This window comes from Nocardioides sp. Z35_8, assembly GCF_059621125.1.
In genome coordinates this window covers 1,880,426-1,906,902 of record NZ_JCAQIE010000001.1, presented here as the reverse complement: position 1 = coordinate 1,906,902, position 26,477 = coordinate 1,880,426, and the positions used below count along the sequence as shown (strand labels likewise).

General features: G+C 71.1%; 23 protein-coding genes. 9 read left to right on the top strand and 14 right to left on the bottom strand.

Annotation, left to right across the window (positions count from 1 at the left end; genetic code table 11):
• Nucleotides 1–27: 27 nt before the first annotated feature.
• From AC54T2_RS09180 to AC54T2_RS09140, 9 genes are all read right to left on the bottom strand, one after another.
• A complete protein-coding gene (locus AC54T2_RS09180; RefSeq protein ID WP_186341351.1) occupies nt 28–1,215 on the bottom strand; it encodes an amidohydrolase in 1,188 nt (395 codons plus the stop codon).
• Between the two features lie 12 nt (nt 1,216–1,227).
• The gene (meaB, locus tag AC54T2_RS09175; RefSeq protein ID WP_489975932.1) at nt 1,228–2,217 is read right to left on the bottom strand and encodes a methylmalonyl Co-A mutase-associated GTPase MeaB; all 990 of its coding nucleotides are present in this window, start codon (nt 2,215–2,217) and stop codon (nt 1,228–1,230) included.
• The gene (scpA, locus tag AC54T2_RS09170) at nt 2,217–4,385 is read right to left on the bottom strand and encodes a methylmalonyl-CoA mutase (protein ID WP_496666014.1); all 2,169 of its coding nucleotides are present in this window, start codon (nt 4,383–4,385) and stop codon (nt 2,217–2,219) included. The genes meaB and scpA overlap by 1 nt, the downstream gene beginning before the upstream one ends.
• Nucleotides 4,382–6,226 carry a methylmalonyl-CoA mutase family protein gene (locus AC54T2_RS09165; RefSeq protein ID WP_186341348.1) on the bottom strand — a complete coding sequence of 615 codons (1,845 nt, stop codon included), beginning with the start codon at nt 6,224–6,226 and terminating at the stop codon, nt 4,382–4,384. Before AC54T2_RS09165 ends, scpA begins: the two co-directional genes overlap by 4 nt.
• 88 nt (nt 6,227–6,314) lie before the next feature.
• Nucleotides 6,315–7,091, bottom strand: coding sequence for a succinate dehydrogenase/fumarate reductase iron-sulfur subunit (locus AC54T2_RS09160; RefSeq protein ID WP_186341347.1), 777 nt, complete (start codon nt 7,089–7,091; stop codon nt 6,315–6,317).
• Between the two features lie 8 nt (nt 7,092–7,099).
• Complete coding sequence (locus tag AC54T2_RS09155; protein WP_186341346.1) at nt 7,100–8,959, bottom strand: fumarate reductase/succinate dehydrogenase flavoprotein subunit; 1,860 nt, start codon at nt 8,957–8,959, stop codon at nt 7,100–7,102.
• Nucleotides 8,959–9,771 (bottom strand): succinate dehydrogenase subunit SdhC, encoded by an 813-nt coding sequence (gene sdhC / locus AC54T2_RS09150; RefSeq protein WP_186341345.1) that lies wholly within the window; start codon nt 9,769–9,771, stop codon nt 8,959–8,961. Before sdhC ends, AC54T2_RS09155 begins: the two co-directional genes overlap by 1 nt.
• A 93-nt stretch (nt 9,772–9,864) precedes the next feature.
• Complete coding sequence (locus AC54T2_RS09145; RefSeq protein WP_186341344.1) at nt 9,865–11,472, bottom strand: APC family permease; 1,608 nt, start codon at nt 11,470–11,472, stop codon at nt 9,865–9,867.
• Between the two features lie 28 nt (nt 11,473–11,500).
• Nucleotides 11,501–12,568, bottom strand: a complete 1,068-nt coding sequence (locus tag AC54T2_RS09140; protein WP_186341343.1) for a DUF2776 family protein — start codon at nt 12,566–12,568, stop codon at nt 11,501–11,503.
• Nucleotides 12,569–12,784: 216 nt separating this feature from the next.
• Between AC54T2_RS09140 and gadC the strand changes: the two genes are divergently transcribed.
• The 5 genes from gadC (at nt 12,785) to AC54T2_RS09115 (ending at nt 16,110) form a co-directional block, all read left to right on the top strand.
• Nucleotides 12,785–14,257, top strand: coding sequence for a glutamate/gamma-aminobutyrate antiporter GadC (gene gadC / locus AC54T2_RS09135; protein WP_186341342.1), 1,473 nt, complete (start codon nt 12,785–12,787; stop codon nt 14,255–14,257).
• Nucleotides 14,258–14,298: 41 nt separating this feature from the next.
• Nucleotides 14,299–14,703, top strand: a complete 405-nt coding sequence (locus tag AC54T2_RS09130) for a hypothetical protein (protein ID WP_186341341.1) — start codon at nt 14,299–14,301, stop codon at nt 14,701–14,703.
• Nucleotides 14,704–14,776: 73 nt separating this feature from the next.
• Nucleotides 14,777–14,986, top strand: a complete 210-nt coding sequence (locus tag AC54T2_RS09125) for a hypothetical protein (protein ID WP_186341340.1) — start codon at nt 14,777–14,779, stop codon at nt 14,984–14,986.
• Nucleotides 14,983–15,657, top strand: coding sequence for a hypothetical protein (locus tag AC54T2_RS09120; RefSeq protein ID WP_496666013.1), 675 nt, complete (start codon nt 14,983–14,985; stop codon nt 15,655–15,657). The genes AC54T2_RS09125 and AC54T2_RS09120 overlap by 4 nt, the downstream gene beginning before the upstream one ends.
• A 108-nt stretch (nt 15,658–15,765) precedes the next feature.
• Entirely contained in the window at nt 15,766–16,110 is a 345-nt protein-coding gene (locus tag AC54T2_RS09115) for a carboxymuconolactone decarboxylase family protein (protein WP_496666012.1), read from the top strand.
• Between the two features lie 16 nt (nt 16,111–16,126).
• On the opposite strand, the gene AC54T2_RS09110 is transcribed toward AC54T2_RS09115, so the two are convergent.
• Both AC54T2_RS09110 and bsh read right to left on the bottom strand, forming a co-directional pair.
• On the bottom strand, nt 16,127–18,346 hold the full coding sequence (locus AC54T2_RS09110) for a helix-turn-helix transcriptional regulator (RefSeq protein ID WP_496666011.1): 2,220 nt from the start codon (nt 18,344–18,346) through the stop codon (nt 16,127–16,129).
• 65 nt (nt 18,347–18,411) lie between these two features.
• Nucleotides 18,412–19,383, bottom strand: coding sequence for a choloylglycine hydrolase (gene bsh / locus AC54T2_RS09105; protein WP_186341337.1), 972 nt, complete (start codon nt 19,381–19,383; stop codon nt 18,412–18,414).
• 266 nt (nt 19,384–19,649) lie between these two features.
• Here bsh and AC54T2_RS09100 point away from each other — a divergent pair, with 266 nt between their 5' ends.
• The 3 genes from AC54T2_RS09100 to AC54T2_RS09090 all read left to right on the top strand — a co-directional run bounded on the left by AC54T2_RS09100 (nt 19,650) and on the right by AC54T2_RS09090 (nt 23,248).
• On the top strand, nt 19,650–20,351 hold the full coding sequence (locus tag AC54T2_RS09100) for a succinate dehydrogenase cytochrome b subunit (RefSeq protein ID WP_186341336.1): 702 nt from the start codon (nt 19,650–19,652) through the stop codon (nt 20,349–20,351).
• Between the two features lie 43 nt (nt 20,352–20,394).
• Nucleotides 20,395–22,416 carry a fumarate reductase/succinate dehydrogenase flavoprotein subunit gene (locus AC54T2_RS09095; RefSeq protein ID WP_496666263.1) on the top strand — a complete coding sequence of 674 codons (2,022 nt, stop codon included), beginning with the start codon at nt 20,395–20,397 and terminating at the stop codon, nt 22,414–22,416.
• 88 nt (nt 22,417–22,504) lie between these two features.
• Entirely contained in the window at nt 22,505–23,248 is a 744-nt protein-coding gene (locus AC54T2_RS09090; RefSeq protein WP_186341335.1) for a succinate dehydrogenase/fumarate reductase iron-sulfur subunit, read from the top strand.
• A 190-nt stretch (nt 23,249–23,438) separates the two neighbouring features.
• On the opposite strand, the gene AC54T2_RS09085 is transcribed toward AC54T2_RS09090, so the two are convergent.
• Entirely contained in the window at nt 23,439–24,503 is a 1,065-nt protein-coding gene (locus AC54T2_RS09085) for a YihY/virulence factor BrkB family protein (RefSeq protein WP_186341334.1), read from the bottom strand.
• Entirely contained in the window at nt 24,500–25,015 is a 516-nt protein-coding gene (locus tag AC54T2_RS09080; RefSeq protein WP_186341333.1) for a 2'-5' RNA ligase family protein, read from the bottom strand. Before AC54T2_RS09080 ends, AC54T2_RS09085 begins: the two co-directional genes overlap by 4 nt.
• Before the next feature lie 50 nt (nt 25,016–25,065).
• On the opposite strand from AC54T2_RS09080, the gene trpS reads away from it, so the two are divergent.
• On the top strand, nt 25,066–26,130 hold the full coding sequence (trpS, locus tag AC54T2_RS09075; protein ID WP_397180301.1) for a tryptophan--tRNA ligase: 1,065 nt from the start codon (nt 25,066–25,068) through the stop codon (nt 26,128–26,130).
• Between the two features lie 34 nt (nt 26,131–26,164).
• Here trpS and AC54T2_RS09070 read toward each other — a convergent pair whose 3' ends face one another.
• Nucleotides 26,165–26,323, bottom strand: coding sequence for a hypothetical protein (locus tag AC54T2_RS09070; RefSeq protein ID WP_186341332.1), 159 nt, complete (start codon nt 26,321–26,323; stop codon nt 26,165–26,167).
• Between the last annotated feature and the right edge of the window lie 154 nt (nt 26,324–26,477).

Below are 26,477 nucleotides of genomic sequence, written 5' to 3'. Positions count from 1 at the left end.
CGCCGGGCCCTTCGTGCACTGCGGGGGTCAGGAGGCCAGGGCCGTGACCGCCGTCTCGGCGAGCACGCGGGCCGCGATCGTGGTGGCCCGCTCGTCGATGCGCAGGTTGCCCTGGTGCAGGTCGTAGGTCGGCCCGCCGGGCGTGCGCGTGCCGAGCCGCGCCATCGCGCCCGGGACGGAGTCGAGGTACCAGCCGAAGTCCTCGCCCCCGAGGCTCTGGGCGGTCGAGACGCGGCCCGGTGCGCCGAGCACGCTCTCCACTGCGGCGCCGAGCAGCCGGGTCGACGCCTCGTGGTTGACGACCGGCGGGACCCCGCGCTGGTAGGTGACCTCGGCGGTGACGCTGTAGGGCGCCACGATCGCGCCGATGAGCTGGCGGATGAGGTGCTCGGCGTCGGCCCAGGCGACCGCGTCGAGCATCCGCACGGTGCCTGCCACGACACCGCCGTGCGGGATCACGTTGTGGGCCGACCCCGCGCGCACCATGCCCCAGACCACGCTCACGCCGGCCCGGGGGTCGAGTCGGCGGCTCAGGATCGCCGGCAGCTCGGTGATGACCTTGCCGAGCGCGAAGGTGAGGTCCTCGGTCAGGTGCGGCCGCGAGGTGTGGCCGCCCTTGCCGATGAGCCGGACGGTGAGTGCGTCGGCGGCACCGGTGAGCGGGCCCTCGCGCAGGCCGACCTGGCCCACGTCGAGGCTCGGGTCGCAGTGCAGGCCGAACACGTGGGAGACGCCCTCGAGCGCCCCCGCCGAGATGAGGTGGAGCGCACCACCGGGCATGACCTCCTCGGCGGGCTGGAACAGCAGCCGCACGCGGCCCGGCAGCAGCCCGCGGGCCGCGACCTCGGCCAGCGCGAGGCCGGCGCCCACGAGGCCCGCGGTGTGGACGTCGTGCCCGCAGGCGTGCGCGACCCCCGGGTTGGTGCTCTTCCACGGGTCGGAGATGAGGTCGTCGACCGGCAGCGCGTCGAGGTCGGCGCGCAGCGCGACGAGCCTGCCGCCGTGGCCGATGTCGGCGAGCACGCCCCCGCCCTCGGGCCGGGTCACCGTCCAGCCCGCACCCTCGAGGACGGTGACGACCGCCTCGGAGGTGCGCTCCTCCACCCAGCTCAGCTCGGGGTGGGCGTGGAGGTCGCGACGGAGGGCGACGAGGTCGTCGGCGTGCTTGTCGACGACCTCGGCGATGACGGGGGTGGCAGCGAGTGCAGGAGGCATGACCTGCCCAGTCTAGGTCGCGTCGGCGTCGTAGGCCGCGATGATCCGATCGGCGGCGAGCGGCGCGGGCAGCTCACCCGTCATCACGGCGCGTCGTACGTCGTCGCGCACGGCCGCGACCCCCGGTGAGGACCGCAGCCGGTGGTCGAGCTCGTCACGCACCAGGGCCCAGGTGAACTCGAGCTGCTGCCCGGCGCGCTTGTGGGCCAGTCCGTCGGCGCCGAGGTGCTCGCGGTGGGCCCCGACGCGCTGCCAGACGTCGTCGACCCCGGCCCCGGTCAGCGCCGAGCAGGTGACGACGGGCGGCGCCCACTCGGCATGCCCGCGCACCAGCCGGAGGGCTCCGGAGAGCTCGCGCGCCGCGACCCGCGAGTCGGCCTCGTGGTCGCCGTCGGCCTTGTTGACCGCGACGACGTCGGCGATCTCGAGGATGCCCTTCTTGATGCCCTGCAGCTGGTCACCGGTGCGCGCGAGGGTCAGGAACAGGAAGGTGTCGACCATCCCGGCCACCGTCACCTCCGACTGCCCCACGCCGACCGTCTCGACGAGCACGACGTCGTACGCCGCGGCCTCGAGCACGAGCATCGCCTGCGTGGTGGCCCGGGCGACCCCGCCCAGGGTGCCGGCGGACGGGGAGGGCCGGATGAACGCCATGGGGTCGACCGCGAGCGTCGACATCCGCGTCTTGTCGCCGAGCACCGAGCCGCCCGTGCGCACCGACGACGGGTCGACGGCCAGCACCCCGACGCGGTGCCCGGCCGCGGTCAGGCGGGTGCCCAGCGCCTCGATGAAGGTGGACTTGCCGACGCCCGGGACGCCGGAGATGCCCACCCGCGTCGCCGCCGGCCGGTCGGTCGCGGCGAGCGCGGTGAGCAGCTCCCGTGCCGCCGCGCGGTGGTCGACCCGGGACGACTCCACCAGCGTGATCGCGCGGGCGACGGCGGCCCTCCGGCCGGCCCGTACGTCCGCGACGAGGCCGTCGACGTCGATCGGGCGGGGCATCAGCCGGCGTGCTGTTCCCGCAGGCGCGCGATCAGGTCGAGGGCCGACTCCGCGATCACGGTGCCCGGCAGGAAGACCGCCGCGGCGCCCATCTCCCGCAGCGTCGGCACGTCGTCGGGCGGGATGACGCCGCCGATGACGATCATGATGTCGGGGCGGCCCTGGTCGGCCAGCGCCTGCTTCAGCGCGGGCAGCAGCGTGAGGTGGCCGGCAGCCAGCGACGAGACCCCGACGATGTGCACGTCGGCGTCCACGGCCTGCTGGGCGACCTCCTCGGGCGTGGAGAACAGCGGCCCGACGTCGACGTCGAAGCCGAGGTCGGCGAAGGCGGTGACCACGACCTTCTGGCCGCGGTCGTGGCCGTCCTGGCCCATCTTGGCGACGAGGATGCGGGGCCGGCGGCCCTCCTCGGCCTCGAACTCCTCGGTGGCCTGCAGGACCGCGGCCACGGCCGAGCCCTCGGCGGCGCCTGCCTCGTCGCGGTACACGCCGCTGATCGTACGGATCACCGCCTGGTGGCGGCCGTAGACCTTCTCCAGCGCGTCGGAGATCTCCCCCACCGTCGCCTTGGCGCGGGCCGCGTCGACGGCCAGCGCGAGCAGGTTGCCCTCGAGCGAGCCGCCGCCGACGGGGCCGCGCTCGGCGCTGGTGGTCAGCGCCTCGAGCGCACGGCGCACGGCGTCGTCGTCACGCTCGGCACGCAGTCGCTCGAGCTTGGCGACCTGCTGGCGGTAGACGTCGTCGTTGTCGACGCGCAGCACGTCGAGCTTGTCCTCGGCGGCGAGGCGGTAGGTGTTGACGCCGATCACCTTCTGCGCGCCCGAGTCGATGCGCGCCTGGGTGCGCGCGGCCGCCTCCTCGATGCGCATCTTGGGGATGCCCTGCTCGATCGCGGCCGCCATGCCGCCGGCGCGCTCGGCCTCCTGGATGTGGGCCCAGGCGCGCTCGGCGAGGTCGTGGGTGAGCTTCTCGACGTAGTAGGAGCCGGCCCACGGGTCGATGACCTGGGTGGTGCCGCTCTCCTGCTGCAGCAGCAGCTGCGTGTTGCGGGCGATGCGCGCGGAGAAGTCGGTCGGCAGCGCGATCGCCTCGTCGAGGGCGTTGGTGTGCAGTGACTGGGTGTGGCCCTGCGTCGCCGCCATCGCCTCGATGCACGTGCGCCCGACGTTGTTGAAGACGTCCTGGGCGGTGAGCGACCAGCCGGAGGTCTGGCTGTGGGTGCGCAACGAGCGCGACTTGGGGTTCTGCGGGTCGAAGTCGTCGACCAGCCGCGCCCACAGCGCGCGGGCCGCGCGCAGCTTGGCGACCTCCATGAAGAAGTTCATCCCGATCGCCCAGAAGAACGACAGCCGCGGGGCGAAGTCGTCTATGCCCATTCCTGTGCCGAGGCCGGCGCGGATGTACTCCACGCCGTCGGCCAGCGTGTAGGCCAGCTCGAGGTCGGCGGTCGCCCCGGCCTCCTGGATGTGGTAGCCGGAGATGGAGATCGAGTTGAAGCGCGGCATCCTCTGCGAGGTGAAGGCGAAGATGTCGCTGATGATCCGCATGCTCGGCGACGGCGGGTAGATGTAGGTGTTGCGGACCATGAACTCCTTGAGGATGTCGTTCTGGATGGTCCCCGCGAGCTGCTCCGGCTTCACCCCCTGCTCCTCCGCGGCGGCGATGTAGAGCGCCAGCACCGGCAGCACGGCGCCGTTCATCGTCATCGACACCGACATCTCGTCGAGCGGGATGCCGTCGAAGAGGGTGCGGGTGTCGTAGATCGAGTCGATCGCCACGCCCGCCATGCCGACGTCGCCGCGCACCCGGGGATGGTCGGAGTCGTAGCCGCGGTGGGTGGCGAGGTCGAAGGCGACGCTCAGGCCCTTCTGCCCGGCGGCGAGGTTGCGCCGGTAGAAGGCGTTGGACTCCTCGGCGGTGCTGAAGCCGGCGTACTGCCGGATCGTCCACGGCTGGGTCGTGTACATCGTCGGGTAGGGCCCGCGCAGGAACGGCGCCAGGCCGGGCCAGGTGTCGAGGCCGTCGAGGCCCTCGAGGTGCTCGGGACCGTAGACCGGGAGGACGTCGATGCCCTCGGGGCTCGCCCACGGCTCGCCCCCGGGCGGCTGCCCTCCGGTCGCGGCGGCACCCGCCAGCGACACGTCGGCGAAGTTCTTCGGAATGCTCATCGGGCGAGCTCCTCTCGGATGTGGGCCAGGAAGCCGAGCGCATCGACCCCCATGGCGCACGAGTCGTCGACGTCGGTCACGGTCCGCTCCCCCGGCGTGCCGGCGAGCACGACGTACGACGCCCCTGCCGCCCGCAGCGCGGCCACCAGGTCGGCGCCCCACTCGGCGTAGGCCGCGTCGGTGCCGGCGAGGCACACGACGCGCTGGCCGGAGTAGGCCGCCACGACCGCGTCGACCCCGTCGGTGGGGCCGGCCGCCTCGACGGCGACACCGCCGGCCGCGAGGAGGTTGGTGGCGAAGGTCGCCCGGGCGGTGTGTGCCGCGACCGGGCCCATCGTGGCGAGGAAGACGGGGGTCGCGGCGGGCTCGGCCCTCATGTCCTCGAAGGCCCGGCCGTAGTGGTGCACGTAGCGGTGGGGCAGGTGCTCACGCTCGGGCAGCACCTCGTCGAGGTGGGGGAACTCCGAGACGCCGGTCAGGGGGCGCGACCGGTCGGCGACCTGGGCGTCGCGCTCGGCGCGTACGGCCCGCACCCGCTCCTTGACGCCGGCGCGGGCCTCGTCGGCGAGCGCCCCGCCGGCAGACTCGATCCGGCCGAGCTCGGCCCACCCGGCGGCCGCGAGGTCGTCGGTGAGCCGCTCGACGGCGTAGGACCCGCCGGCCGGGTCGGTGACCGCGGCGACGTGGGACTCCTCGATCAGGAGCGAGGAGGTGTTGCGGGCGATGCGGCGACCGAACGCGTCGGGCGCGCCGAGCGGCTCGTCGAACGGCACGACGGTGAGGGCGTCGGCGCCGCCGACGCCCGCCGCGAAGGCCGCGACGGTGCCGCGCAGCATGTTGACCCACGGGTCGCGCCCGCTGGTCATGGGGCGGCTGGTGACCGCGTGCAGCGCCATCTCGCCGGCGCCACCGGAGGCCTCGAGCACCCGGGCCCACAGCCGGCGCGCGGCGCGCATCTTGGCGATCGTGGGGAACTGCTCGTCGGTGGCGGCCAGCCGGAACTCGATGAGCCGCGCCGCGTGCTCGACGGAGAGGCCCTCGTCGGCGAGCAACCGGAGGTAGGCCACGCCGGTCGCGACCATCCAGCCCAGCTCCTGGGCGTCGCTCGCGCCCTGGTCGTGCAGCGCGGTGCCGTCGACGACGAGGCCGCGCACGCCCAGCTGGATGGCCCGGCGCGCCAGCGGGGCGAACAGGTCCCGGGCCTCGACGCGGTCGTCGCGGACGCGGTGGTGGAGCATCTCGAGGGTCTGCAGGTCGAAGGAGAGGTTGGTGGCCGGGTGCAGCGCGCCCTCCACCCCCTCGAGGAAGTCGGCGAAGGCCTCGACCTGCTCGGTCGTCGGGCGGTCGAGCACGACCGGCGCCAGGTCGAGCAGCACGCCCTCCAGCACGGTGGCCCAGTCGTGGTCGCGCTCGGTGTCGAGGTGCAGCAGCAGCGACGTGCCACCGTTCTCGAGGTCCTGCAGGGCCGCCTCGTTGGCGGCCTTGTCGTCGACCACCTCCACCTGCGTACGCACATCCCAGGCGCCGGCGCGGGTCGGGCGGCCCGAGGTCGTGAGGGCGTCGAGGTCGGCCGGCTGCCCGATCGGTGGGACCGCGATGCCGTCGAGCGTGGTGCGGGTGAGGGCCGTCCAGACGTCGGAGTCGGGCGCGTCCTCGCCGAGCCGGCGGGCCTTGCGCAGGACGGCGGCGCTCGCCGCCTCCCATGCCGCGGCGTCGTAGCGGTCATCGTCGCCCACCAGGCGGAGCGAGCCCTCTGCGGGCTGCAGCTCCTCGGGCTCGTCGAGGCCACCTGCGAGATCACCTGCGAGATCACCTGGGAGGTCGCCAGGAAGGTCGGTCATGCTGCGCAGGATAGGCCCGCCCCGTGGGGAGGGTCACGGCCGCGGGCTATGGGAAAGGTCACCGTCGCTGCCCACGACCGGGCTCGCCTCAGACCTCCGTGCGGCCCTCGTCGTCCTTGCTCCGGAGGCCGATCTTGTTGCCGAGCCACACCAGCGGGTCGTACTTGCGGTCCACCACGCGCTCCTTCATCGGGATGATCGCGTTGTCGGTGATGTGGATGCCCTCCGGGCAGACCTCGGTGCAGCACTTGGTGATGTTGCACATCCCGAGGCCGGCCGCGTCCTGCGCGAGCCGGCGGCGGTCGTGGGTGTCGAGGGGGTGCATGTCGAGCTCGGCATAGCGGATGAGGAAGCGGGGGCCGGCGAAGTGCTGCTTGTTGTCCTCGTGGTCGCGGACCACGTGGCACACGTCCTGGCACAGGTAACACTCGATGCACTTGCGGAACTCCTGGCCGCGCTCCACGTCGACCTGCATCATCCGCCGCCTGCCGTCCGCGTCGCGGGGCCCGAGCTCGGCGTAGGGCAGCTCCTTGGCCTTCTCGTAGTTGAACGACACGTCGGTGACCAGGTCGCGGATCACCGGGAACGTGCGCATCGGCGTCACGGTGATGGTCTCGGCCGGGTCGAAGTCGGAGAGCCGGGTCATGCACAGCAGGCGGGGCCGACCGTTGATCTCGGCGCTGCACGAGCCGCACTTGCCGGCCTTGCAGTTCCAGCGGATCGCCAGGTCGCCCGTCTGCGTCGCCTGCAGCCGGTGCAGCGCGTCGAGCACCACCTCGCCCTCGGAGACCTCGACGGTGTAGTCGGTGAGGTCACCCCCGTCGGCGTCGCCCCGCCACACGCGCATCCTCAGGTCGTAGGCCATGGCCGTCCTCACGTGTCCTGGAAGAGCTGCTCGAGGTCCTCGGGCATCACCGGCAGCGCCTTCTCGGCGATGTCGACGCCCGACCCGGTCGCGTCGAGGGTGAGCACCAGGTTCTTCGCGCCCCACTCGGGGTCGGGCCCCGGGAAGTCGTCCCGGGTGTGCCCGCCCCGCGATTCCTGGCGCGCCAGCGCGGCCTTGGCGATGCACTCGCTGACCAGCAGCATGTTGCGCAGGTCGAGCGCGAGGTGCCAGCCCGGGTTGTACTGGCGGTGACCCTCGACGACCATCGCGGCCGCCCGCTCCTTGAGGCGGTCGAGGTGACCGAGGGACTCCTCGAGCTCCGCGGCGGTGCGGATGATGCCGACCAGGTCGTTCATCGTGTCCTGCAGGTCGTGCTGGATCGTGTAGGGGTTCTCCCCCCCTCCCCCCGGGCCGGCAGAGACCTCGAACGGCGCCAGCGCGTCGGCCTGGGCCGCCTTCACGTCCGCCTCGTCGACCGCCGGCCGCGGGCCCGAGACGGCGTGCGCCGCCGCGGCCTCGCCGGCGCGCTTGCCGAACACGAGCAGGTCGGACAGCGAGTTGCCGCCCAGCCGGTTGGAGCCGTGCATGCCGCCGCTCACCTCACCCGCGGCGTAGAGCCCCTCGACGCCCGAGCGCTGGGTGTCGGAGTCGACCTCGACACCGCCCATCACGTAGTGGCACGTCGGCCCGATCTCCATCGGCTCGGCGGTGATGTCGACGTCGGCGAGCTCCTTGAACTGGTGGTACATCGACGGCAGCCGCTTGCGGATGTAGTCGGCGTCGCGGCGGCTGGCGATGTCGAGGAAGATCCCGCCGTGCGGTGACCCGCGTCCGGCCTTGATCTCGGAGTTGATGGCGCGGGCGACCTCGTCGCGTGGCAGCAGCTCGGGTGGGCGCCGGTTGTTGGCCTTGTCGTCGTACCACCGGTCGGCCTCCTCCTCGGTGTCGGCCGTCTCGGACCGGAAGAAGTCGGGGATGTAGTCGAACATGAAGCGCTTGCCCTCGGAGTTTCGCAGGATGCCGCCGTCGCCGCGCACCGACTCGGTGACCAGCAGGCCCTTGACCGACGGCGGCCACACCATGCCGGTGGGGTGGAACTGCACGAACTCCATGTTGATCAGGCTGGCCCCCGCGCGCAGTGCCAGCGCGTGCCCGTCACCGGTGTACTCCCAGGAGTTGGAGGTGACCTTGTAGGACTTGCCGATGCCGCCGGTCGCGAGCACCACGCTCGGCGCCTCGAACGTGATGAAGCGACCGGTCTCGCGCCAGTAGCCGAACGCCCCGGCCACCCGCCCGCCCTCCTTGAGCACCTCGGTGACCGTGCACTCCATGTAGACGTCGATCCCGAGCTGCACCGTGCGCTGCTGCAGCGTGCGGATCAGCTCGAGCCCGGTGCGGTCGCCGACGTGGGCGAGCCGGGCGTAGCGGTGCCCGCCGAAGTCGCGCTGGGAGATCAGCCCGTCCTCGGTGCGGTCGAACAGCGCACCCCAGTCCTCGAGCTCGAGCACCCGCTCGGGCGCCTCCTGAGCGTGCAGCTGCGCCATGCGCCAGTTGTTGAGCATCTTGCCGCCGCGCATCGTGTCGCGGAAGTGCACCTTCCAGCTGTCCTCCGGCCACCGGTTGCCCAGCGCAGCCGCGGCCCCACCCTCGGCCATCACGGTGTGCGCCTTGCCGAGCAGCGACTTGCACACCACGGCCGTGCGCGCGCCCGCCTCGTGGGCGGCGATCGCGGCCCTCAGCCCCGCGCCGCCGGCGCCGATCACCACGACGTCGTAGGTGTGGCGCTCCATGCCCGCCCGGGCCTCGGGCGACATCTCGTTGCCCGTCATCGGATGCCGCTCGCTCATCAGAAGAACCTCACGTCCTGGATCGTGCCGGTGGCGAGGAGGAAGACGTAGAGGTCGACGATCGCGACGGAGAACAGGGAGTACCAGGCCCACCTGCCGTGGCTCTCGTTGAGCCGCGACACCCAGGTCCAGAGCCGGTAGCGGACGGGGTGCTTGGAGAAGTGGCGCAGGCGGCCGCCGACGACGTGGCGGCACGAGTGGCACGAGAGCGTGTAGAGCCAGATGAAGACGATGTTGGCGATCATCAGCAGGGTGCCCAGTCCCATGTGGACCCCGCTGGTCTCACCGTCCCCGAGGGCGTACTCCGCCGGCATCGGCCGGAAGGCCAGGACCGTGTCGAAGGTGAGCACCAGGCCGACCAGCACCGCGGCGTACCAGAACCAGCGGTGCACGTTCTGCACGATCAGCGGGAACCGCGACTCGCCCGAGTAGGAGCCGTGCGGCTCGGCGACGCCGCACGCCGGCGGGCTCAGCCAGAACGCCCGGTAGTAGGCCTTGCGGTAGTAGTAGCAGGTCATCCGGAAGCCGAGGGGGAACACGAGGATGATCAGCGCCGCCGACAGCGGCCACGCCGCGAAGGGCTGGCCGAAGTCGGAGGCCCCCTCGACGCAGTCGCCCAGGCACGGGGAGTAGAACGGCGACAGGTAGGGCGAGGCGTAGTAGTCGCGTCCCATGAAGGCGCGCACGGTCGCGTAGACGACGAAGGCCGAGAAGACCACGAACGTGGTCAGCGGCGAGAGCCACCACCGGTCCCGGCGCAGCGTCCCGGCCTCGATCCGCGCCCTGGTCGGGCCGTGCACGCCTGTGCTCATCGCATCCCCGTCGCGTCGTGGTTGGGCCAGAGTCTGCACACAACGGGCGGCGATGTGAAGTGGGCCACACCGGCCACCCTCGACGGGACCGGGTCAGGACGCCCGTACCGGCGGGACGGTGGCGACCAGCGCGGCCGCGTCGGCGGCGGGCAGCGCCGAGCGCACGCCCCACTCGAACAGGGCCAGCGCGAACACGGTGACCACCACCATGTCGACCCCAGCGGGCAGCACGTCGCGGCCGCCGCCGAACCTGCCGAGGAAGGTCAGCAGCAGCGCCCCGGCGTAGTAGGGCCCGAGCCACACCAGCGAGCCCAGCGCGAGCGATCCCCGCAGCTGCGGGTCGCGCAGGACGCGCCACGCCAGCACCGCGACGCCGACGGCGATCGGGATGGTCAGCTTGACCATCGTCTCCCAGCCGGTCCAGTAGATGATCAGGGTGATCACGACGAAGGCGACCCGCGCCATCACCGACACCGCGTGGAGGCGGAACGGACGCACGCGGTCGGGCACCTGGTGCCGCAGCGCCATCACGGTCACCGGGCCCAGGCACATCGAGAGCACGATGGCACCGGAGTTGTAGGACAGGAGCTCCGACCACCCGTCGCGGAAGGCGAGCAGCAGGGCCAGCCCGACCACCAGGTTGAGCACCATCGCCCGCATCGGGACGCCGTGGCGGCTGAACGCCGACAGCGCGCGCGGGAAGAGCCCGTTCTGCGCGACGGCCACGGTGAGGCGACCGGTGGACGCGGTCGAGACCAGGCCCGCGCCGAAGGGTCCGAGCACGGCGTCCGCCACCACCAGCTTGGCCAGCACCGTCATGCCGAGGCCGGACAGCAGCGCCGCGAGCGGCCCGTTGGCCCCACCCTTGTCGAGGCCGGCCCAGCCGCTGTCGAGCTCGGCGGGGTCCACAGCGCCGACGAACCCGAGCTGGAGGAGGGTGAACAGCACGGTGCAGATGAGGATGCCGCCGACCAGGGCCACGGGGATGGTCACCTGTGGTCGCCGCGCCTCACCGGCGAGGTCCAGTGCATGCCGGAACCCGAGGAACGCGAAGACGACACCGCCCGTGGTGATGGCGCTCAGCACCCCGGTCATCCCCTCGGGGGCGAACCCCGTCTCGCGGATCGGGGCGGTGGAGAAGCGGGTGAGCAGGGCGACGGCGATCGCCACCGGGATGACGAGCTTGACCCAGGTCAGCGCGCTGTTGATGCGGGTGAAGAGGGCCACCCCGAACGCGTTGAGCCCGGTGAAGGCCACCAGCACGACCGTTGCCGCCGCGATCCCCGGCAGGCTCAGCGCACTCTCCCCGTCGGAGGCGGCTCCCGCGACGAACAGCCAGTCGAAGGCCGGCTCGTTGCTGGCGTACTCGAGCATCGCCTGCGTCTCGATCGGCGCGGCCGTCACGTAGCCGACCCAGGCCACCCAGCCGATCGCGATGCCGACCCCCTGCCCGTGGCTGTAGGTGGGCAGCAGGCCGAGGCCGCCGACGACCGGCAGCATGGCGGAGATCTCGGCATAGACCAGCGCGACGGTGACGAGCATCAACCCCGCGATCGGCCACGCGATGATCGCGGCGGGCCCGGCCTGCTGGGCCGCGAACAGGGGGGCGAACAGCACCCCGGAGCCGACCACGCCGCCGACGGCGACGAAGGTCAGCCCGATCGTGCCGATCGACCGATCGGGAGCGTGCGGCCCGTCCATCGTCGTCGCCCGTTACGTCTCGGCGGGCTCAGTCGCCGTGCGACGACGTGCCGCTCTCCAGGATGGAGACGATGGAGTAGAGCGTGAAGCAGATCGCTCCCAGCCCCACGAGCACGTGGGCGGCGATGAAGACGTTGGTGTCGGTGAACGCGGCCTGGAAGACGAACGCCGCCAGGAACAGGCAACTGAGCGCGGTGACGACCGGGATCAGGGGCACCCGGTTGGCCAGGCTGAACGTGCGCCGCCACACCAGGGCCAGCAGCCCGACCTTGCTCAGGATGCTGAAGCAGACCAGGCCCAGGCCGATCATCACGAACCCGGGTGTGCGGTAGTACGGCTCGGTGTCGAGGACCAGCAGCACGATCCCCCACAGGATCGCGGCGCTGCCCATCGCGATCACCAGCCAGGGCCACGCCACGCGGTCGCGCGGCCCGTAGGTGTCCTGGACCTGGCGCAGGATGCTCCACACCAGCCCGATGAGGCTCGTGCAGATCATCGCGAGACCGCTGACGACGTGGCCCACCGTGAAGCGGCTCGGTGAGGTGGTCATCAGCAGGTTGGCGATGCCGAAGCCCCACGCGAGCGCGGCGAGCCCGACCGGGAGCGCCCCCAGCACGGCGACGACGGGCCCGGAGAACGCCGCCGGCGGGGGCGTGCGGTCGCCGGCCGGCCTGGCGGAGTTGGCGGGGATGAGCGTGAACTTGGTCGACGCCAGGGCGACCGTGGACACGCAGCCGCAGATCAACCCGAGACCGAGGACGACGTGCCCGGCGACGTACTCGGGGCTCTGGCCGCTGCCCGAGACCCCGGCGAACAGGGAGACGCCGTAGACCGAGGTGCCGATGGCGGACGCGTAGCCGAGAGCGGGGTAGACCACCTTGTCGACGGCGTTGAAGCGTCCGATGAGCTGCCGGATGATCGTCGCCGCCGTGCAGAACAGGCACAGGCAGATCGCGCCGAGGATGGTGACCACCCGGCCTGCCACGTAGTTTCCCGGCGCGTCCGCGGCGTTCCACACGTAGAGGCCGAAGCCGATGCAGACCGCCATCATCGCCAGCGGGATGGCACGGAAGACGACGCTGATCCAGTAGTTCATGACATCTCCGCTCCTCGTGCGACGACGCTCACGTCGGGACGATGCGGGACGCGGCAGCCCCGGGACCCACTCAGTAGAGCACCGATCCCGGGCGGGGTCAGCAGCCGACGAGGAAGGCGGATCGGGACGGCACAGACGTCACTCATTGTGAGTGATGCCGCCGCGTCGGCAGGCAACTAGCGTCGTTGGCCGGAGCAATCGGCGAAAGGCGCGGAGATGGCTACTCGGGACGACAGTCAGGCGACTGCACCGCAGGGACGGGCCCAGGCACGCACCTCGTTCATCAGTTGGACATCGATGGCGATCCTCATCGCCACAGCGGTCGCGAGCGTTCGCGGACTACCGGCCATGGCGGCCTACGACTGGGCGTCGATATTCCTCTACGTCCTGCCCGCGATCTTGTTCATGGTGCCGGTGGCGCTCGTGGCCGCCGAGCTGGCGAGCGGATGGAAGGGCGGGATCTTCGTCTGGGTCAAGGAGGCGTATGGCGACCGCCTCGGCTTCTTCGCGATCTGGCAGCAGTGGATGCAGAACGTCGCCTGGTACCCGGCCCAGCTCGCCTTCTTCGCCTCGGCCCTCGCGTACGTGTGGGATCCGGCCCTGGCCAACTCGGGCATCTTCACCGGCCTGATCATCCTGGTCGTGTACTGGATCTCGACGTTCATCGCCACCCTCGGTGTCGACGCGTTCGCCAAGGTCGGGACCTGGGGCTTCCTGGCCGGCACCCTCGTGCCGGCGGCGGCCCTGATCGTCTTCGCGGCGATCTTCTGGGCCGGCGGCGGCACCTCGCACCTCCCGCCGATCGGTGATGCGGAGTGGTTCCCGAAGTTCACCGGGCTGGCCAGCATCGTGCTGATCGTCAGCAACTTCCTCTCCTACGCCGGCATGGAGATGAACGCCGTCCACGTCAACGAGATGCGGCGGCCCAGCACCGAGTTCCCGAAGGCGATCGTCTTGTCGGTGATCCTCATCCTGTTCGTCTTCATCCTGCCCACCCTGGCCATCTCGGTCGCGGTCCCCGGCTCCAGCGTCAACCTGACCCAGGGGGTGCTCCAGGCCTTCGACGTCTTCTTCAACCACCTCGGGATGTCGTGGGGCACCACCGTGATGGCCCTGCTGATCGTCATCGGGATCCTCGCCTCGGTGGTCACCTGGATCCCGGGACCGAGCAAGGGATTGCTGCTGGTCGGCAAGGAGGGATACCTGCCCCCGCGCCTGCAGGGCACCAACAGCCACGGGATGCAGGTCCCGATCATGATGGTGCAGGGCATCATCGTGACGGCGATGGCCGTCCTCTTCGCCATCTTGCCGTCGGTGCAGTCGGTCTTCTGGATCCTCACCGCCATGGCCGTGCAGCTCTACCTGCTGATGTACATGGTCATGTTCCTCGCCGGCATGCGCCTGCGCCGCACCCACCCCGACGTCAAGCGCGGCTTCCGCACGCCTGCCATGACCCTGGTCGGGTCGGTCGGCTTCGTGGCGAGCGTCGCCGCCTTCCTCCTCGGCTTCGTCGAGCCGTCGGGCAACGCGGACGCGACGCCGCAGGGCGTGTACATCCTGATCCTCGTGGCCGGCATCGTCCTCCTCGGCGTGTGGCCGTTCGTCCTCTACAAGCTGCGCAAGCCGGAGTGGAAGATCGAGACCTCCCCGGACAACACCCATTCCGACACGACGGCCCAGGAGGCGTGAGTCCGATGATCACGAAGCGTCCACGAACAGTCCGCTCCGCAGTGCTCCGGACAGCCGGCCTGGCCGTGGCGGCGGGGCTGGGGCTCTCCGCCTGCTCCGCCGCCGGCAGCGCCTCCGACCCGGACAGCGACCGGGCACGCCAGCTCGCCGAGCAGCTCAACGTGAGGTTGTCCGAAGCCGGGTTCCCCACGGTCGACGCCTCGACGGCGACCGCCCTCTACGGCACGGACGGAGGCGTCAGCTGCGAGAACGTCGGCGAGCTGCAGCAGGAGCTGGCCCTGTCCCAGTTCGGCAACAACGCCCTGCACCTCCGGCGCGTGGTCATGGACCCCCGGATCATCGAGTACGACTTCGCGGTGGTCGAGACCTACTGCCCCGACAAGGCGGGCGAGCTGCTCGACGAGGTGGAGGACCTGGAGACCGATAGGACCATCCCGGACCGGTAGGCGACGCGCCACCCGACCCAGCCCGACCAGAGCAGAGTGTCTCGATGGCGCAGTCACGAGGAGCAGATGCCACATGGTGCACAGCAGGAACTCCGTACGCGGCGCCCTCGAGGACGACGTCTTCGCCTCGGCCGACCTGCCGGTCGCCGTACCGAAGTATCGCTTCCCGAACGACGAACAGGTGCCCCGGCACGCCTATCGGGTCGTGCACGTGGACAAGCACGGAACCAAGGAGTCCCTGACGCCGGACGAGGCACGAGCTTCCACCGCTGACCACGGATGAGACGCCCGGACTCCACCGACGACCTCGATGATCCCTATGCCGAGACCCGGTGGCCGATGGCGGCGGCGGTTGCCGTCGCCATGGGTCTCACCGTGCTGCTGCCCGACAGCCTGCGGCTCGCCCAGCCGTGGGTGCTGCCCACGATCTCCGGAGTGCTCCTGGTGGCGCTGCTCGCCGGCGACCCCGGCCAGATCTCGAGGCGTACGACGTCCCTGCGGGTGGCGTCGATCGCGCTGATCACGGTCCTGTCCCTGGGGACCGTCTGGTCGACGGTCCGGCTCGTCGCCGACATCATCGACGGCGGGTCGGCGACCGACTCGGCGCCCGAGCTGCTCCAGGCGAGCGGCTGCGTGTGGGTGGGCTCGATCATCGCCTACGCGCTCCTCTACTTCGAGCTCGACTGCGGCGGGGCCGCCGCCCGTGCCGAGTGGATGCCGCGCACGCCCGACCTCGCCTTCCCCCAGCAGCTCACCTCCGAGCTGGGACTGGAGAGCTGGCGCCCGCGCTTCGGCGACTACCTCTATCTCGGCCTGACCAACGCCACGGCGTTCAGTCCCACCGACGTGATGCCGCTCGCTCCCTGGGCCAAGCTCGTCATGTCGGTCCAGGCGCTGACGTCACTGGCCATCGTGGGCCTGGTCGTCGCCCGGGCGGTGAACGTGCTGGGCTGACGAATGGGCAGGTGGTGAGGGCGACTGGTCGCAGATGACACGAAACAGGTGGTGCGCAGACGGCCTGCACGGGCGCTAATGGGAAGACGTCTCCGGAGGGAGTCAGGGATGGACCACGGCGAGCAGCTGCGTCGTCTGGCGTTCGGCCAGACGGCGGACGACCGCGCACAGGACGTCCCCGACACCTGGCCGGCGACGGCCCTCGACGCGAGGATCCTGGCCCTGGTCCGGCTCGGCGCCCTCGCCGCGACGGGCGACGGCACCGTGCGCTCCTACGGATCGCTCGCGGACAGCGCCCTGAGCGCCGGGGCGAGCGTCGAGGAGATCGTCGACGTCCTCGTGGGAGTGCTGCCGATCACCGGACCGGTGCGCGTGGCGACGGCCGCGCCCAAGCTGGCCCTCGTCCTGGGCTACGACGTCGACGAGGACCGCGACGACGACGCCGGGCCGTGAGCGACACGCTCCTCCCTCATCCCCCGAGCAGCCCGAGGAGGGTCGCCCGGTCGACCGCCTCACCGCGTGAGGTGGCGCCGAGCTTGCGGTAGATGGCGGAGACCTCGGAGGCGACGGTGTTGCGCGAGATCTGCAGCCGCTGGGCGATGTCGACGATCCTGAGGTGGGTGGGGAGGTAGTGCAGCACGCGGAGCTCCGCCGGGGTGAGCGGTGCCTCGGGGGCGCCGGCATCGGTCCTCGTCGCCGTCGTGACCGCGCGGAGCTCGCCGACCTGCTGGACCAGGGTCCCCAGCTCGGGCCGGAGCCGGAGGATGTCGTCGATCTCGGCCAGCAGGAGCCGGGCGTCGGCGTGGTCGCCTCGCGTCCAGCACACCTTCGCAAGCTGGAGCCGGCCCCTCGTCGCGTGGCACGGGAGGGCGTACGTCGACGCGGCACGCGCCTCCAGGGCGCGAGCGACCTGGCGGTCCGCCTCGAGGAGGTTGCCTCCGTGGACGGCCAGTCGGGCCGCGGCCGCGAAGGGGAGCAGGCTGGTCGCGTAGTCCTCCAGGTGGTGCTGGTCGACGATGCCGAGCGCGAGCCCGACGTGCTCCGCGGCCTCGTCCCAACGCCCGCGGTCCATGTCGATGAGGGCCAGTCCCGACTCGCTGAGCACCACCGCACCCGTGTCGCCCACGGCGAGGCCGACCTCCGTGGCGTCCCGGAGCACGGCCCCGGCGCGCCCGGGTGAGCCCGCGAGCAGGTGCGCCTCCGCGAGGACGCAGAGCGCCGTCGCCCGCCACGGGCTCCGCAGCGGCTCCTGTGCCGCGGTGAGCTCGGCGTCGGCCAGCATCGCCTCGGGGCCCGACGCACACGTCATGGCGCGGAGCATCGACCGCGAGGACGCGAACGACGCGCCGCCGTGGGTCGGGGTCGGGTCGAACGACACCTCCTCCACGAAGGCGGCCCACCGTTGGGCGACCACCGCCTGCCCCGCCGACGCCGCGACCCACCCCGCCAGCACGGCGAGGGGCGGATAGGCCTCGATGGTGCGCTCGCCGAGCACGCCCAGCCACCGCTGGAGGGTCGAGATCTGCCCCGCGCTGACGGTGGTGAGTGCCAGCTCGGCCACGAGCTGGGCGCACCGCTCGCGCTCCTGGGTGATGAGGAGGTACTCCACGGCCGTCGCCGGTGCGCCGTTCGCCTGGAACCAGTCGGCCGCGCGCACCTGCAGCTTCTCCACCGCCTCCGGGTCGTCGCGGAGCAGCTCGGCCAGCAGGAACTCGCGGAACAGGGGGTGGTAGCGGTACCACTCGCGTCGCCGGTCCAGCGCGACGATGAACGCGTTCGACGCCTCGAGGGTGCGCAACCGGTCCTGGGAGCTCCGCTCCCCCAGCACCGCGTCGCAGAGCGGGCCGTGGAGCCGGTCGAGGACGGCCGTGCGCCGCAGGAAGTCCCGGATCCCGGGGTCGAACCTCCGGAAGACCTCGCGCTGGAGGTAGTCGGCGATGTAGCGGTCGTCCCCGGTGGCCCGCCCGGGCTGGTCCTCCCCCTCCCGCGCGATGAGGGCAGCGAGCTGGATCCCGGCCGGCCACCCCTCGGTCCGCGCCGCGACGTCGGCCGCCTGCGCCGGGGTGACGTCGACGCGCGCGGTCGCGAAGACCTGCGCCGCGGCGGACGCGTCGAGGGCGAGGTCGCGAGTGGTGAGCTCGACCGCCTCCCCGGCCGCCCGGAGAGAGGGGAGGTGGGGCTGCTCGTGGCGGCTGGCCGTCACGACCTGGGACCCGGGGGGGACGGCCGACAGCACGACACCCAGCAGGTGGTGGCACTCGGGCGACCGGAGCTCGTGCAGGTCGTCGAGCAGGAGGATGAAGGGCACCGGCGAGCGCCTGAACGCCGACGCGATCCGGGCAGCGCCCCGGCCGCGGGCGGCGGCGTCCGGGCCGGTCACCACGGCGGCCAGGCCCGCGTGCTCCGGCACGGCTCGCTCGTAGGCCGAGGCCAGCAGGAAGAGCAGGGCACTCGGGTCGTCGTCGGACCGGTCCAGCGAGAGCCACCCGACCCTCCGGCGGTCCCGGTGGGCCCACTCGACCAGCAGCGTCGACTTCCCGTAGCCGGCGGGCGCGGTGACGCCGACCACGGCAGTGGCCGCGTCACGGACGGAGTCGAGGAGCGCCACCCTGCTGACCATGCCGCTCCGGCGCCTCGGGGGCGACAGCTTGACCGTCAGCAGGGTGTCGTCCAGCCCGATCGTCGGCACTCCTGGCCCGCAGGGCCCTCTCCCCCGACGGGCCCGAGGAGAGGGCTGGCGGAGCGGCGCGACCACTAGTTCTGGGCCAGGATGCTCTGGCCGGTGAGGAGCGGGTAGCTGGAGAGCGTGTCGCCGTCCAGGTCGACCTTGTGCATGTCGACCGCCGTCACCTGGCTGTTCTCGTAGGTCGTGTAGTAGTAGACGCCCGTGTCGGTGTTGCAGCACGAGGAGTAGATCGTGATCTCGTACCTGTCGCCGACCTCGACGCATCCCCGCTGCTGGGCGACCGATCCGAGGATGTGGAAGAACTGGCTGATGGCCTCGGACTCGGACTCGCCGGAGACCGAGTTCACGGCCGTGAACGCCGCCTTGACGAACCGCGACATCGAGGAGAGGTCACCGGGCATTCCGATGCCTCCCAGCCCCCGGCTGTAGCTGTCGAAGTGCAGCTTCTTGGAGAAGTGGGTCTCGGGCTGGCTCGGCGACAGGCTGGCGTAGTTGTTGAGGTTGAACATCTGGATGTCGAAGGTCGGGTTGTTGGTGAGCACGCCCAGCGGGTTGTCGTAGACCCGCAACCCGTCCTTGACCGACTCGACCGTGAGCGACTCCTGGCGGTCGGAGACGATCCAGTGCAGCGGTGACAGCGGGAACTGGGGGCTGAACGGGATGTCGACCAGCACCAGCCTGTCCAGCGCCTCCCGGACCTGGGCGACCGTCTCGAACTGCCCCAGGATCCACGGGATGAACTCGAAGGGCGTGATGTTGTCCTTGCCCTGGGTCTCGGGCTTGTAGTCGGCGTTGTCGGGGAAGTTGAGCCCCGCCATGCTCAGCCCCTTCTCGTTGGTGGCGTCGTAGTAGAGCGGGTAGCCGTCGGCCACCGTCGTCATCCCGACGATCGCGTGGTGGGTGCGCAGGTCGTCCACCGTGCGGAACGGCAGCACGAAGTTGCGCGGCGTGATGGTCACCGACTCGTTGTAGGAGAACTCCAGGTCCAGGTTGCGACCGAAGTAGTGGTCCTTGGCGGTGTAGTTGGTCGCAGTGCACACGGTGCTGCCTCCACGTCGTTGTCCGTCTGGGCCGACTGCGAGCAGGTGCACCCGAAGGCGCTCCTCGTGCAGACGTCTCCTTGTGAAGTTACGAGCCCCGGCCGGGTCCCCGGCAGAGCACTTCGGCCCCAGGCGGCGGCCGTCCTCCCCTGCCGGTCGACCCGGGTCGCGACCGCCTGCGGTTGGCTTCATGCGCGCGGGCAAAGGGGCGTACGTCACACTCCCCGGGGCGTCGGGCACACGTCCGCAGGCGGTAGCGTGGAGACGTGTCTACCCCCACCCTCGTCAAGGGCGCACGGGCCTCGCGCTCGACGATCGCTCTCAAGCTGTTGATGGCCGGCAGCGGCTTCCTCTTCCTCGGCTTCGTGCTGGCGCACATGTACGGCAACCTCAAGGCGTTCGGCGGTCGCAAGGCGTTCAACGAGTACGCCGAGCACCTCCGCGTGCTCGGTGAGCCGATGCTCCCGCACGGAGGCGCGCTCTGGATCCTGCGCGTGGGCCTCATCGTGGCGCTCGTCGTGCACGTCTACTGCGCGGTCGTCCTGTGGCGTCGCGCCGCGCGCGCCCGCACCACCAAGTACGTCATGAAGAAGGACACCGGCGCCACGCGCGCCAGCCTGATGATGCGCTGGGGCGGGCTCGCGATCCTCGTCTTCCTGGTCTGGCACCTGCTCAACTTCACCATCGGGAAGGTCAACCCGCAGGGCGGGGCCACCAACGACCCCTACCTCCTGATGGTCGACACCTTCGACCTGTGGTGGATGACGCTGATCTACATCGCCGCGATGCTCGCGCTCGGCGCCCACCTGCACCACGGCATCTGGAGCGCCGCGCAGACCCTGGGCTGGACCGGCACCGCGGTCAAGCGCAAGCGCGCCAAGGCCTTCGGCTTCGTGACCGCGCTCGTCATCTCCATCGGCTTCTCACTCGTCCCGCTCGCCGTCCTGGCCGGCATCATCACCAAGTAAAGAGGGGTCACCTCACGTGAGCCACGACAGCCACGACATGGACATGCCCGACACCGTCACCTCGACGGAGGCCTCGGCCAGCGGGTCCCTGGACGGCGACTACGACGACGCCGCCGGCTACTACACCCCCGGTGAGCCGCTCGCCGACACCAAGGCGCCCGACGCCCCGCTCGCCGAGCGCTGGGCGACGCGGAAGTTCGACGCTCGCCTGGTCAACCCGGCCAACCGGCGCAAGCTCTCCATCATCATCGTCGGCACCGGCCTGGCCGGCGCCTCGGCGGCCGCCACGCTCGGCGAGGCCGGCTACAACGTCAAGACGTTCTGCTACCAGGACTCGCCCCGGCGCGCGCACTCCATCGCCGCGCAGGGCGGCATCAACGCCGCGAAGAACTACAAGGAGGACGGCGACTCGGTCCACCGTCTCTTCTACGACACGGTCAAGGGCGGCGACTACCGCTCGCGCGAGTCCAACGTCTACCGCCTGGCCGAGGTGAGCACCAACATCATCGACCAGTGCGTCGCCCAGGGCGTTCCGTTCGCCCGTGAGTACGGCGGCCTGCTCGACAACCGCTCCTTCGGTGGCGTGCAGGTCTCGCGCACCTTCTACGCCCGCGGGCAGACCGGCCAGCAGCTGCTGATCGGCGCCTACCAGGCGCTCGAGCGCCAGATCTCCGCCGGCACCGTGTCGATGTTCACCCGCCACGAGATGCTCGAGCTGATCGTCGTCGACGGCAAGGCCCGCGGCATCATCGCCCGCGACATGGTCACCGGCGAGGTGCAGACCCACCTCGCCGACGTCGTCGTCCTCGCCTCCGGCGGCTACGGCAACGTGTTCTACCTGTCGACCAACGCGATGGGCTCCAACGTCACCGCCGCCTGGCGTGCGCACCGCAAGGGCGCCTACATGGCCAACCCCTGCTACACGCAGATCCACCCGACGTGCATCCCGGTCTCCGGCTCGCACCAGTCCAAGCTGACGCTGATGTCGGAGTCGCTGCGCAACGACGGCCGCATCTGGGTGCCCAAGAACCAGGCCGACTGCGACAAGGACCCGCGCGACATCGCCGAGGAGGACCGCGACTACTACCTGGAGCGGATCTATCCCGCCTTCGGCAACCTGGTCCCCCGCGACATCGCCTCGCGCGCGGCGAAGAACGTCTGCGACGAGGGCCGCGGCGTCGGTCCCGAGGTGGAGGGCGTGCGCCGCGGCGTCTACCTCGACTTCGCCGACGCCATCGACCGCCTCGGCCGCGACGCCGTGGAGTCCAAGTACGGCAACCTGTTCGACATGTACGCCCGGATCACCGGCGAGGACCCGTACTCGACGCCGATGCGGATCTACCCGGCCGTGCACTACGTCATGGGCGGGCTGTGGGTCGACTACGACCTCCAGTCGACGATCCCCGGCCTGTTCGTCACAGGCGAGGCCAACTTCTCCGACCACGGCGCCAACCGCCTCGGCGCCTCGGCGCTGATGCAGGGACTGGCCGACGGCTACTTCGTCCTGCCCCACACGATCCGCGACTACCTCGCCGACGGCCCGTTCGAGCCCGTCGCCGAGGACCACCCGGCGGTCGTGGAGGCGCGCGAGTCTGTCGAGCAGCGCATCGCGCACTTCCTGTCGGTCAACGGCACCCGCAGCGTCGACTCCTACCACCGCGAGCTCGGCAACATCATGTGGGAGTACTGCGGCATGGAGCGCAACGAGACCGGTCTCAAGAAGGCGATCGACCTCATCCGCGGCCTGCGCGACGACTTCTACCGCAACGTCAAGGTGCTCGGCACCAGCGAGTCGCTCAACCAGTCGCTGGAGAAGGCAGGCCGCGTGGCCGACTTCTTCGAGCTCGGCGAGCTGATGTGCATCGACGCGCTCAACCGGCGCGAGTCGTGCGGCGGCCACTTCCGGGCCGAGTCGCAGACCGAGGACGGCGAGGCCATGCGCCACGACGACGAGTTCGCCTACGTCGCCGCGTGGGAGTGGACCGGCCTCGACGAGCGGCCCGTGCTGCACAAGGAGGACCTGGTCTACTCGGCCATCGAGATGAAGCAGCGGAGCTACAAGTGACGCCTGCCTCCGGCACCCTCCCCCTCCCCCGCTTCGCTCCCCCGGCCGACGACGCCGCGGGGACCCCGACACCCACGAGGACCCACCGATGAACGTGACGTTGAAGATCTGGCGTCAGCCCGACTCCGCCAGCCCCGGCGCGATGCACACCTACGAGCTGGCCGACGTGTCCCCGGACATGTCGTTCCTCGAGATGCTCGACGTGCTCAACGAGCAGCTCAACGACCAGGGCGAGGACCCGATCGCCTTCGACTCCGACTGCCGCGAGGGCATCTGCGGCATGTGTGGGCTGATGATCAACGGCGACGCGCACGGGCCCGAGGTCACCACGACCTGCCAGTTGCACATGCGCTCGTTCGAGGACGGCGAGACCATCACGATCGAGCCGTGGCGCGCCGACGCCTTCCCGGTCGTCAAGGACCTCGTCGTCGACCGCGGCGCCCTCGACCGGATGATCCAGGCCGGCGGCTACATCTCGGTCAACACCGGCTCGGCCCCCGAGGCCCACTCGGTGCCGGTGCCCAAGGACGACGCCGACCGCGCCTTCAACGTCGCGACCTGCATCAGCTGCGGTGCCTGCGTCGCGGCCTGCCCCAACGGCTCCGCCTCGCTCTTCCTGGGCGCCAAGGTGACCCACCTCGGCCTGCTCCCCCAGGGGCAGCCCGAGCGCGACGAGCGCGTGGTCAACATGGTCGCCCAGCACGACCACGAGGGCTTCGGCGGCTGCACCAACATCGGCGAGTGCACTGCGGCGTGCCCCAAGGAGATCCCGCTCGACGTGATCTCCCAGCTCAACAAGGACCTGCGCACCGCCATCAAGCACGGCCACTGAGCGGCAGCTCGAGTCGGCGCGTCCTGACGCTCAGGCAACCCCGAGTCGGCGCGTCCTGACGCTCAGACAACCCCGAGTCGGCGCATATTGACCGTCAGGACGCGCCGACTCGACGCCGTTCGACGGGCAGGACGCGCCGAGTCGGCGCCGTACGACGGGCAGGACGCGCCCACTCGGCCCCGAGCGACGTTCAGTGGCGGCGGCGGACGAGCGCGACAAGCCCGAGCATGGCGCCCGCCCCGGCGGCGAAGGCGGCCTTCGGGGAGGGGAAGGGCTCCGCCGACGGGTGGGCGGCTGCACCGGCCGACGCACCGGCCAGGTCGATCCGCGGGCCCGCGGGCAGCAGCTCGGCCACCTCCTCCGCCTCGCGGCGGGCGCGGGCCTCGCGCGAGGTGTGCGCCCACGAGGCGGCCAGCATGACGACGCGCGAGAAGTAGTTGATCCAGATCAGCAGCACGAGCGCGATGCCGAAGACGGCGAACGCCGGCTGGTTCTGCGTCGAGCTGATCAGGAAGGTCGCGGCCTGCTTGAGCACCTCGAAGCCCACCGCGCCGAGGAGCGCGCCACTCCACAGCGAGCGGTCGGGGGTGTCGTGGTCGGCCAGGATCTTGAAGATCGCGAAGAACAGCAGCGTGTTGGCGCCGAGTCCGACCGCGATCGCGAGCACGGTCAGCACCGGGCGCAGAGCGAGGTCGAGCCCGAGCCAGTCGAGGATGTGGCTGGACAGGGCGGTGACGACGCCGGAGACGGCCACGCTGAGCAGCAGCACGACGCCGATCAGCACCAGCGAGACCAGGTCCTTGAGCTTGCCCACCACGAAGCTGGGCTGTGCGCGCCGCGGCGTCTCGAACACGATCTGGAGCGCGTCGCGCAGGCCGGAGACCCACCCCAGCCCGGAGTAGAGGACACCGATGGCGCCGATGCCGGCAGCGGCGCCGGCGCCGTCCTGGAAGGCGTCGATCGAGATCTCGCCGGGACCGGCCTTGCCCTCGACCACCATCGGCAGCACCGACTGGATGGCCTTCACCACCTGCTCGGTGGCGTCTGAGTAGATGCCCGCGACCAAGCCGACCACGGCGAACGCGAGCGCCAGGATGGGGAAGAACGACAAGAAGCCGAAGAACGTGACCGCACCGGCGAGCGCGTTGCCCTTCACTGCGCCGTAGTGCTGGATCATCCGGAACAGGTGGTCGATGAACGGGCGGCGCTCGCGCACGGCGGCGACGCGCTGCTTGACCGTGTCGACGACGCTCATCGCCCGCCCAGCCGGTAGTGGTGGGTCGGCTGCCAGCCGGCCCGGTCGTCGTGGACGTAGAGGCTGAACTCCTCCACCGCGAAGCTGCACTCGAAACCGGCCAGCTCCTTGTAGGCGATGTCGAGCGTCTCGTCGTCGAGGTGGTGCGCGACGGTGACGTGCGGGTGGTAGGGGAAGTGCAGGTCGACGGCGAGCGGTCCCTGTCGTACGGCGCCGGCGAGCACCTCGCACCCCGAGATCCCCTCGGCGAGGGTGACGAAGACGACCGGCGAGACCGGGCGGAACGTCCCGGTGCCCCGCAGGTGGATGGTGAACGGGGAGACGGTGGCCGCGGCATCGGCGAGGTGGGCGGTGATGGCGTCGAGGTCGTCGCGGCGGACCTCGGTCGGCGGGACCAGCGTGACGTGCGTGGGGATCTGCGCGGCCGTGGTGTCGCCGACGCTGGTGCGGTAGTCCTGGAGCTCGCTCGCCCAGGGCTCGGGGATCGCGATCGCTACTCCGATGGTGGGCACCCCGAAACCCTACAGAACCCGATCGCGGCGACGATCGGCCCCGTGAAAGGATCGGCCGCGTGAGTGAGACCTTCCGCGCCGCCCAGGCTCGCAGCGACGCCATCGAGGAGCAGATGGCGAAGGACCCGGCATCGCTGCGCATGCTCACCGGGGACCGTCCGACCGGGGCACTGCACATCGGCCACTACTTCGGCTCGATCCGCAACCGCCTGCGCCTGCAGGACAGCGGCGCGGAGATCTGGCAGCTCATCGCCGACTACCAGGTGATCACCGACCGCGACGTGCTCGGCGACATCTCGAGCAACGTGCGCAACCTGCTGCTCGACAACATCGCCGCGGGCCTCGACCCCGACCGGGCGACGATCTTCACGCACTCCTCGGTGCCGGCGCTCAACCAGCTGATGCTGCCGTTCCTCAGCCTGGTCAGCGTCGCGGAGCTGCAGCGCAACCCCACGGTCAAGGACGAGGCCAGGTCGGCCGGCATCACCTCGATCGGCGGCCTCCTGCTCACCTATCCCGTGCACCAGGCCGCCGACATCTTGTTCTGCAAGGCCAACGTCGTCCCGGTCGGGCGCGACCAGCTGCCCCACCTCGAGCAGACCCGCGTCGTCGCGCGCCGCTTCAACGACCGCTACGCCCCGGTGTTCCCCGAGCCCGGCGCGCTGCTGTCCGAGGCTCCTCTCATCCTGGGCACCGACGGCACCAAGATGAGCAAGTCCAAGGGCAACGTGGTCGAGCTGCGGATGAGCGCCGACGAGACCGCCAAGAAGCTCAAGGGCGCCAAGACCGACAGCGACCGCGTCATCACCTACGACCCGGACGCGCGGCCCGAGGTGGCCAACCTGCTCACCCTCATCGGCCTCTGCGAGGGCGTCGACCCGGCCGTGGTCGCCGAGGAGATCGGGGACGGGGGCGGCGGTGCCCTCAAGCGGCGCCTGACCGACGCGATCAACACCGAGCTGGCACCGCTGCGCGCCCGCCGGGCCGAGCTCGAGGCCGATCCGGCCTACCTCGACGAGATCCTGCGCCGCGGCAACGCCCGGGCCAACGAGGTCGCGGACGCGACGCTGGCCGAGGTCAGCGAGGCGATGGGCATGGTCTACAGCTGGGCCTGAGCGGCCCGAGCCCGCACTGCCCGGGTCGATCCCGTCAGACGGCCCAGCCGACGTTCTCGGCGAAGAAGTCGGCCGCGGGGTAGATCCCCTTGAGCTCCTGGCGTCGCTGCAGCAGGTCGACCACAGCGCTGACGTTGCGGTCCGCCAGCTGCCGGCGGCGCTCCACCTCGCGCACGATCTTGTCGTCGTCCATCACGTCCTCCTCGGGAGATCTCGGGCGGCCTGCCCGCCCTTCGTGGATTGGATCGTTACAAGTCTGCGCTACGCAAGAGTTCCGCGTGTGTTAACTCCGTGCAACATCACCGGAAAATGCGTGCATCGTGGTGCGTGCAAGGCGGCGCCGAGCA